Raw genomic sequence first — 8342 nt, 5'->3', positions numbered from 1 at the left:
ATAACTTCCGCATTCCTCCCGACACTGACCCTACGGGTACAGTGCGGGGCTCCTGCGATTTCTAGCTGAACCCCATCTTGTTACAGAAATTTAGAATCGTTACAATAAGTTAGAATCTTTGCTCATCTTTGCATCGCAGGTTTTATCCTATGGCACCCTCTCAGCAGTTTCCCGTGCTACTCGCCTCAGCTTTGCGTCACGACAGCGTAACTCCGCGCTGGTCTCAAGTGGCGTGGACCGTTTTGCGGGTGGTGGCAGGGCTATTCATGATTCACAACGGCCTTGACAAGCTGGCAGATATTGAAGGGTTTGCGACGGCTTATGTAGAAGTGATCGGGTTGCCCTTCCCGATCTTTTTTGCTTATGTAGCCGCCTATACCGAGCTGATTGCAGCCCCCATGGTGGCGCTGGGTTTGTTGACCCGCGGGGCAGCGTTGGGTTTGTTCGCCACGATGGCAGTGGCCATGTTCCATCACATTAAGGTGGCCGGCTTCAGCGTTCCCTATCTGGAGCTGTCGGCCATTTACGCAGCGATCTTCTTGGCCTTTGCGGTGAATGGGGGCGGCTGGTTCTCTGTGGATCAGCTCTTGGTGAATGCAATCGAGTCGTGGCTGAACCGCGCCAGCCGGGAAAAGTTGGAGAGCTTGCAGTCTTCGTTGCAGGCCACGGAACGGGTAATTGCGCTGGGCGAGGAAGAGGCCGAGGCCGCCAAGACCACCGGATCCTGAGCTTTGGTGGCCATTCCCGATAGCGGCGAGGCTGCTCCTCTATCCCTCTGAGAGAGAGGTTAGCAGTGAGAGTCATCCTGCTAAATGCGGCTGGCGGCCCGCTCCATCAGGCGTTGGTGGGTGGAGCGCACAGGCTCTCCTGGCTTGGGTTGTCGCTGCACGTAGGTGCCATCAGGGCGCAACTCCCAGGCCTGCCGGTTGTCCGTCAGGCAGATGTCCAAGATTGCCTTGAGCTCCCGCTGCAACGCGGGATCCTCCACAGGGGTAACCACCTCAACGCGCCGATCCAGGTTGCGGGTCATGTAGTCGGCACTGCCGATGAAGTACTCTTCCTGGCCGCCATTGTAGAAGTAGAAGATGCGGGAGTGCTCCAGGAAGCGCCCGATGATGCTGATCACGCGGATGCGTTCGCTTAGGCCGGGGATCCCGGGCTTGAGGCAGCACATGCCGCGCACAATGAGATCGATCTCCACCCCGGCTTGGCTGGCCTCGTAGAGCAGCCGGATCATTTCCGGGTCGGTGAGAGAGTTGATCTTGACGATGATACGCCCCTGGCCCCCTGCTTGGGCATGGCGCATCTCGCGGCGGATCAGGGCTTCCATGCCTTGGCGTAGGGTTCTGGGGGCCACCAAGAGCTTGCGGAATTGCCGTTGCCGTGAGTAGCCCGTCAGTAGGTTGAACAATTCCGTAACATCGTTGCAGAGGGTCTCATCGCAAGTGAACAGCCCTAGGTCGGTATAGATACGGGCAGTTTTGGGGTTGTAGTTGCCGGTACCGATGTGGACGTAGCGGCGCAGGGATCCCTCCTCTTCCCGCACCACCAAAGCCAGTTTGCAGTGGATTTTCAGCCCCGGCAGGCCGTAGGCCACGTGGACCCCGGCTTTCTCCAGCTTTTTGGCCCAGAGGATGTTGTTTTCTTCGTCGAAACGGGCTTTGAGCTCCACCAGAGCGGCCACCTGCTTGCCGTTTTCGGCGGCCTGAATGAGGGATTTCACCACCGTCGAGTCGCCGGAGGTGCGGTAGAGGGTTTGCTTAATGGTGAGCACCTGCGGATCGTTGGCGGCCTCCTCCAAAAACCGCTCCACGCTGGCGGCGAAGGAATCGTAGGGGTGATGCACCAACAGATCCCCTTCCCGGATGACGGCAAAGATATCCACCGGCTCATCGCTGACCGAGGCAGTGCGCAGGCGGGGCGGGGTGACCGGCCCCCAAGGGGGATCCTTCAAATCGGGCCGATCCAGGCTGAGAAACGCCATCACCCCCCCCATACTCAAGAGGCCATCCACTTCGTACACCGAGTCACTGTTGAGGCGCATCTCTTCGCTGAGCCGTTGTCGGATGGCTGCCGGAGTTTGGCTGGCAATCTCCATGCGCACCACTGAGCCGAAGCGGCGCTTGCGCAGCTCTTCTTGAATGGCAGCCAGCAGATCGTCAGCCTCGTCCTCTTGGATTTCCAGATCGGCATCCCGGGTGATGCGGAAGGGGTAGTACTCCAGCACCTGCATGCCGACAAACAGCGCTTCCAGATGGTGGGCAATCACCTGATCCAGCGGCACAAAGCTCACCCCATCCCGCAGCGGCACAAAGCGGGGCAAGGTGTTGGGCACCTTCACGCGAGCAAAATGCTCCTTGCCAGTCTCTGGATCCCGCACCACCACCGCCAAGCTGAGGCTGAGGTTGGAGATGTAGGGAAAAGGATGGCCTGGATCCACCGCCAAGGGGGTGAGCACTGGAAACAAACGCCTCTCAAAGTAGTCCCGCAGCTCCTGCCGTTCCGACTCGGCCAGCTCGGAAAAATCGCGGATGTGAATGCCCTGTTCCGCCAGCTTGGGCACCAGTTCCTGCCGGAAGCAAGTGTGCAATTTTCGAATCAGGGGGCGCAGGTGGCTCGAGATCTGCTGCAACTGCTGCTGCGGTGTAAGGCCATCCGGGGTTAGCACCAACACGCCCGTTTCCAACTGACGACGGATCACCGCCACCCGCACCATGAAAAATTCGTCCAGGTTGCTCTCAAAGATGGCCAGAAACTTCAGCCGCTCCAGCAGCGGTGTGCGCTCATCCAGGGCCTCGTGCAAAACCCGGGCATTGAATTCAATCCAGCTCAGCTCCCGGTTGAAATACTGCTCCGGCAGAGCATAGCCCTCTTGGATGGGTGTAGTCCGGATCCCTGGTTGTCCGGCATCAGGGGGGCAGCCCGTCGTGTCAGGGTTGCAAGGTGGCCAGGAAGGGTCGGTTTCCTTGGGGCGCGGAGTCATGGCGGCAGAGGGCTGGGTTGTCTCAAACACGTCAACAACGGCTGGAGCCGACCCAATCCTATCCTGCTGGGTTCTGCTGAGGCGAAGGGGAAGGGCCCAAAACGGGCTTGGGCGGACGTTCAGGCAGCAATCCTTGAGAGCGCGTCAGAAGAATCACCTGGAGCAGGATCCCAATCAACAGAATACGCAGAGGGCCGGCTCGGGTGGCCCATTGGGGCGGCAGACGGTTGGTGAGCCACTCGCTGCCCGACCACACCCCCCAAATCACCAGCGCTCCCAGCAAGGCGCCGCGATTGTTGCCACTGCCCCCTGCGATCAACATCACCCAAACGATGAAGGTGGCAAACTCCGGTTGAAAGGCTTCTGGGCTGATGAAATTGACAAAATGGGCGTAGAGGGCCCCCGCCAACCCCATGAGCATGGATCCCAGCACAAACGCCTGCAGGCGAAACTGGAGCACATCTTTGCCGGCGGCCATGGTTGCCGGTTCATCCTCGCGAATGGCCCGCAGCACCCGCCCCCAGGGGGAGCGATAGGCCCGCTCCGCAGCCCAATAGATCACCGCCAAAATGACCAGCACCAAGCCCAAGTAGAGAAGGGTATCCTGACCTGGGATCCAGCCGCGAAAGGGTCGTGGAATGCGGGTAATTCCCCGTACGCCATTGGTCAGCCAGCCCTCATTTCTCAGGATTTGGCTGATGATCTCAGCAATGCCGATGGTGGCGATGGCCAAGTAGTCGGAACGCAGCTTCAGGGTAATCAAGCCGATCAAAAAGGCAATCGCCCCGGCGACAGCCACAGCCACGGCAAAACCCACCCAAAAGGGTAGATTGAAGCCGCCCAAATGCTCGGCACTTGGGGGTGTGGTTACAATGGCGCTGGCATAGGCTCCCACGGCAAAAAAAGCCCCCACCCCGATGTTGAACATGCCGGCGTAGCCCCACTGGACATTGAGGCCCAGCACCAGCACGCCGTAGATCCCCACCAAAATCAAAAAGAAAATGCCGTAGCTCAACATCAGACATCCCCCCTACCCGGGGATCCCAGCAATCCCGTGGGTCGGAAGATCAGCAGCAATACCAATATGGCGAAGGCCACCCCGGTTTTATAGGCCGGGTTGATCACCAAGGTCGAGAATTCTTCCGCCAGGCCAATCACCAGCCCTCCGGCAATGGCCCCGTAAGGGCGACCAATGCCGCCGAGAATGGCCGCTGCAAAAATGGGCAGCAATAGCCGCCAGCCCATGGTGGGGTGCAGACGGGTATCCATGCCCAGGAACACACCTGCTGCACAGGCCAAGGCTGCGCCAATGGCCCAAGTCCAGAGGACGATCCGCTCTGTATCAATGCCGGTAATCTTGGCCAGCTCAAAATTGTCGGCCATGGCCCGCATCGCTTTGCCCACCCGCGTGCGTTGTAAGAAGAGATGCAGGGCCACCACCAACAGGGCTGTTCCCGCCAGGATTACCGCCCAATCGGGCTTAATGCGCAGCTCCCCAAGCCGCCACGGCAACTGGATCCCGCTGCGGTACACCTGATTGTTGGGCCCCCAGATGATCTGCACCAGGCTGCGCAGAATCAGGGCGGTGCCAAAAGAAGAAATGAGCAAGATCACTGGTGCCTCCCGGCGCAGGCGGCGATAAATGAGTTGGTCGATCCCAACTGCACAAAGTACCGTGGCCAAAGCTGCCGGGAGCAGGCTGACCCCAATTGGCCAACCCAACCCAACAAATGTCAGGCCGAAGTAGGCCCCCAGGGTCATCAGATCCCCGTGGGCAAAGTTGGCAAAGCGCAAAATGCCAAACGTGAGGGATACCCCAATTGCCCCCAGAGCATAGATGCTGCCCAAGACGAGGCCGTAAATGAAAAGTTGCAACAGTTGGGTCACGCTTGCCCCCGAAAACCCCTTGCCCTGATGATGCCACGGGTTTGCCGAGAGCGGGATCCCGTCCGGCACAGCGGAAGGATACGGCTGATCGCGCCAGCGGGACGGAGTCCTAAGAAAGCTAGGGTAGGGGAGAGCGCCCACAAGGAAGAAGATCCATGCAGTCCAGGTCTTTGTCCATCCTCAGCTCCCTGGCAGCTTTGGCCCTGTTGAGCCTTGCCTGCGGAGCGCTGGAGCCATCCCCAGACAGGGATCCCACACCTGCGGATCCCATTCCCACTCCCCAGTTAATCTACGAAGACATCACCCTCACCCAAGCCAGGCCCGACGGCGGCATTCTTTGGCGCTTACAGGCTCGCCTGGCCGAATACGAGCCCCCCTCCGAAGGCAGCGCCACTCCTGTGCAGTTGGGATCCGCCCATTTGCAGGCCGTTCAGGGGGAATTCTTCGACGAAGACAACCGCGCCATCCGCACCCGCGCCGAGCGAGGATCCGCGTACCCCGGCGAACGACGGCTGGAATTGACGGGTCAAGTCAAGGTGGAATCAGAGCGGGATAATCTGCGTCTGCAGGCCCAACGGGTGGAATGGCTGCCGGAACAGCGCCGCCTCCAAGCCGAGGGCCAGGTGAAAGTGGAGCTGTTGGAGGGCCAGGGATCCCTGTGGGGGGATCGGCTGCTCGTTGATTTTGGCCAAGCCCAGATGCAGTTGGAGAACTGGGATCCCACTCAGCCGGTGCGGGCAGAGTACCGGGATCCGGATCTGGAGCTGGCCGCCAGCCGTTTTCTGTGGCAATTTGGCGTCGGGGAAGTGCAGGCAGTAGGGTCTGTAGAGGTTTACGCTCCCTTACAAGCTTTGCGCCTCAGGGGCGAGCAGTTGCGGGCTCCCCTGCCTCTAACCGAGTTGCGCATATTGGGCAACGGGCAAGCCAAAGCCGAGCAAACCGGTCAAGAGCTGCAGGCCCAGGAGATCCGCTGGCGCATCGGCTCCACCCAGTTGCAGGCCCAGGGCAACGTGCGCTACCGCCAGCCCGGCCAGGCTTTGACTGTCAGAGGCAACCAAGGGATCCTGGATTGGCAGGCCAACACTGCTCGGATCCAAGGCAACAGCCAAACCCAGCTCACTTTGCCCTGAGGAGGCGGTGGGGGAAGCAGAAAGCTGGCCGAGAGCATGGCAGGATAGGGATACTTTAAGAAACGTATCAGGTGGGTTGTGGTGAGTTTTAAGGACTCCGTCTCGCTGACGCAAACAGGACATTCCCCCGCAAGGGCCGGCGCTGCTGCCGTAGAACGCCCCAACATCCTGCTGATCGTGCTGGATACCCAGCGGGCAGATCGTCTCTCCTGCTACTGGTCGGAAGCGGAGCGTGCCCGCCAACTGCCCACCAGCCCCAACCTGGATCGGCTGGCTGCCGAATCCACCCTCTTCGAGCGGGCCATCGCCCCTGCCCAATGGACCATCCCCTCCCACGCTTCCCTGTTTACGGGGGAATATCCCAGCACCCACCAGACTGTCCAAGCAGATCTGGAGCTGAGCCCCGCCTTGCCCACCCTGGCAGAGCTGTTGCAGCTGAGCGGCTATACCACTGTGGGCTTTTGCAACAACCCTCTGGTGGGGATCCTGAAAAACGGCTTGCGGCGCGGCTTTGAAACCTTTTACAACTACGGTGGCGCTCTGCCCACCCGCCCCCCCGAAGGCACCCCCTTGCCCGCCCCCCTAAACCGCTGGCTGGCCGCCTACACCCAATTTTGGCGTCGGCTCTCCTACCCGGTGCAAAACGCCTTTGCCCGCTCCGACACCCTCTTCCAGCTGGCGCTGCACCCCTGGTTTGCCTCCCTCTGGACCCGCCTGCTCAACTTCAAAGGCAACACCGCCGCCTCGATTGCCGACCTCAACCGCTACCTGCAGCAGATGGCCCGCCGCCGGTCGGATCCCGGAGCACGGCCCTTCTTTTGCTTTGTCAACCTGATGGAGCCCCATCTGCCCTACTGGCCGCCGGAGCCCTTTGTGCAGAAATACGCCCCCTATTTCAAAAGCAACCGCGAGGCCCGCGACTTTTTGCGCCAATACAACGCCCAGCCCTACCGCTGGATGGCGCCCCTGCCGCAGCCCCTTTCTCCACTGCAAGCGCAGGTGCTGCGGGATATCTACGATGCTGAGGTGGCCTACCAAGATCACCTACTGGGATCCGTCTTCGACACCCTGCGCCACACCGGCCTGGAGCAGAACACGCTGGTGGCCATCGTCGCCGATCACGGCGAAGGCCTGGGAGAACACGACTTCGTCGGCCACGCCTTTGTGGTCTACGAAGAGCTGATCCGCGTGCCCCTCATCCTGCGCTATCCCGGCCACTTCCCGGCAGGAAAACGCATTGCCACCCCCGTTTCCACCCGCCGCCTCTTCCATACCCTCCTGGAAGCTGCCGGCTTTAGCCCCAACCTTTCCCCCAACGGTGCCCCCTGTGTCAGCCTCAAGCTCCGCCGCGAGGTCGCCCGCCTCAGCTTGGCCCGCACCTTGGCAGGGGAAGATCCCGAGCAGGGAACAGTGCTCAGCGAAGCCTTCCCGCCCCACCTCCTCATTCGGGCTATGGAAAGCCGTAACGACAGCCTGCTGCGGGCGCGTGCCTGTTACGACATCCGCCGTGCCCTTTATGAGGGGATGACCAAGCTCATCCAAACGGGGGATCGCCCCAGCCTCTACAACCTGGAGCAGGATCCGGCGGAGCTGCGGGATCTGCTTTGGGTCGGCAACGGGGATCCTGTCTCCTCTCTGCCTGATGTGGACCCGCAGCGCTGTCACGACGGGTCGGCGGTGGAGACCGGCTGGCCCCAGGCTTGGCTGGCTCGCCTACAGCATGGGCTGAGAGCCTGGGTGAGCTGGGCAGAGTCCCGGCGGCCTAGCACGGCTCCTCGCAAGGTGAATGTGGAAAGCGATGCCGACTTGGTGCGGCAGATGCAGGAGCTGGGCTACTTGGAGTAGCTATTCCAGCCCTCCTTCCTCCTCCCTGTGATCCCGCACATAGCCGTTTAGATCGTAGTCATCCATGTCATCCATCTCCTCCGGATCCGCCGTTGGCCAATCCTCATTTTGCCCGCCGATAATCACGCGGCTGAGGCCGATGTATTCCAGGCTGAGGGTGCGCAGGGCGTTGATCAACACATCCAGCGCCATCGCATCGGCGGTGCCCAGATCAAACCAGCAGCGGGCCCAGTTGTCCTTCTCTTCCAGGGATCCCATGTTGTGCATTAGGGAAGGCAAGGGATCCGATTCGTTGGGATACTCCAGATAGCTCAGATCCACCTCGGCCTCTTGGGCCACCAGGCGCTCGGCGTTAAATCCGCCCAGTTTGCCCAGCACGTACCACGACTCCAGCACCTCGTTGAGGTACTCCAGCTCAGCTTCGACCGGCGGCTCGGCAAACTCAAACCAGATCCACAGATTTCCCGGATCGCACTCGCGAAACTCCACTTGCATGG

Annotated in this window: 7 protein-coding genes; 3 read left to right on the top strand and 4 right to left on the bottom strand. The window is 60.7% G+C overall.

All coding sequences use genetic code 11. The features are described 5' to 3' along the window. Positions 1 to 227: 227 nt before the first annotated feature. Positions 228 to 728, top strand: coding sequence for a DoxX family protein (locus NW840_RS08645; RefSeq protein WP_414343683.1), 501 nt, complete (start codon positions 228 to 230; stop codon positions 726 to 728). A gap of 80 nt (positions 729 to 808) precedes the next feature. On the opposite strand, the gene NW840_RS08640 is transcribed toward NW840_RS08645, so the two are convergent. The 3 genes from NW840_RS08640 to NW840_RS08630 are packed head-to-tail and all read right to left on the bottom strand — an operon-like array spanning position 809 to position 4870. After that, positions 809 to 2983, bottom strand: a complete 2175-nt coding sequence (locus tag NW840_RS08640) for an RNA degradosome polyphosphate kinase (protein WP_414343684.1) — start codon at positions 2981 to 2983, stop codon at positions 809 to 811. 58 nt (positions 2984 to 3041) lie between these two features. After that, a complete protein-coding gene (locus NW840_RS08635; RefSeq protein WP_414343681.1) occupies positions 3042 to 4001 on the bottom strand; it encodes a branched-chain amino acid ABC transporter permease in 960 nt (319 codons plus the stop codon). Continuing rightward, positions 4001 to 4870 (bottom strand): branched-chain amino acid ABC transporter permease, encoded by an 870-nt coding sequence (locus NW840_RS08630; protein WP_414343679.1) that lies wholly within the window; start codon positions 4868 to 4870, stop codon positions 4001 to 4003. The genes NW840_RS08635 and NW840_RS08630 overlap by 1 nt, the downstream gene beginning before the upstream one ends. A 155-nt stretch (positions 4871 to 5025) precedes the next feature. On the opposite strand from NW840_RS08630, the gene lptC reads away from it, so the two are divergent. Next, complete coding sequence (lptC, locus tag NW840_RS08625; RefSeq protein ID WP_414343677.1) at positions 5026 to 6000, top strand: LPS export ABC transporter periplasmic protein LptC; 975 nt, start codon at positions 5026 to 5028, stop codon at positions 5998 to 6000. Positions 6001 to 6081: 81 nt separating this feature from the next. Further along, positions 6082 to 7845, top strand: coding sequence for a sulfatase (locus tag NW840_RS08620; RefSeq protein WP_414343675.1), 1764 nt, complete (start codon positions 6082 to 6084; stop codon positions 7843 to 7845). On the opposite strand, the gene NW840_RS08615 is transcribed toward NW840_RS08620, so the two are convergent. Continuing rightward, entirely contained in the window at positions 7846 to 8340 is a 495-nt protein-coding gene (locus NW840_RS08615) for a DUF3531 family protein (protein ID WP_414343673.1), read from the bottom strand. It abuts the gene before it with no gap. Between the last annotated feature and the right edge of the window lie 2 nt (positions 8341 to 8342).

Source organism: Synechococcus sp. R5-13 (genome assembly GCF_047462015.1).
Taxonomy (GTDB): Bacteria; Cyanobacteriota; Cyanobacteriia; order Thermostichales; family Thermostichaceae; genus Thermostichus.
This window is presented reverse-complemented; position numbering and strand designations above follow the sequence as displayed.

Bases quoted from the DNA above. Each gene is read 5' to 3' on its own strand.
- lptC (WP_414343677.1), top strand. From the start codon at position 5,026: ATGCAGTCCAGGTCTTTGTCCATCCTCAGCTCCCTGGCAGCTTTGGCC.
- NW840_RS08615 (WP_414343673.1), bottom strand. From the start codon at position 8,340: ATGCAAGTGGAGTTTCGCGAGTGCGATCCGGGAAATCTGTGGATCTGG.
- NW840_RS08640 (WP_414343684.1), bottom strand. From the start codon at position 2,983: ATGACTCCGCGCCCCAAGGAAACCGACCCTTCCTGGCCACCTTGCAAC.
- NW840_RS08635 (WP_414343681.1), bottom strand. From the start codon at position 4,001: ATGTTGAGCTACGGCATTTTCTTTTTGATTTTGGTGGGGATCTACGGC.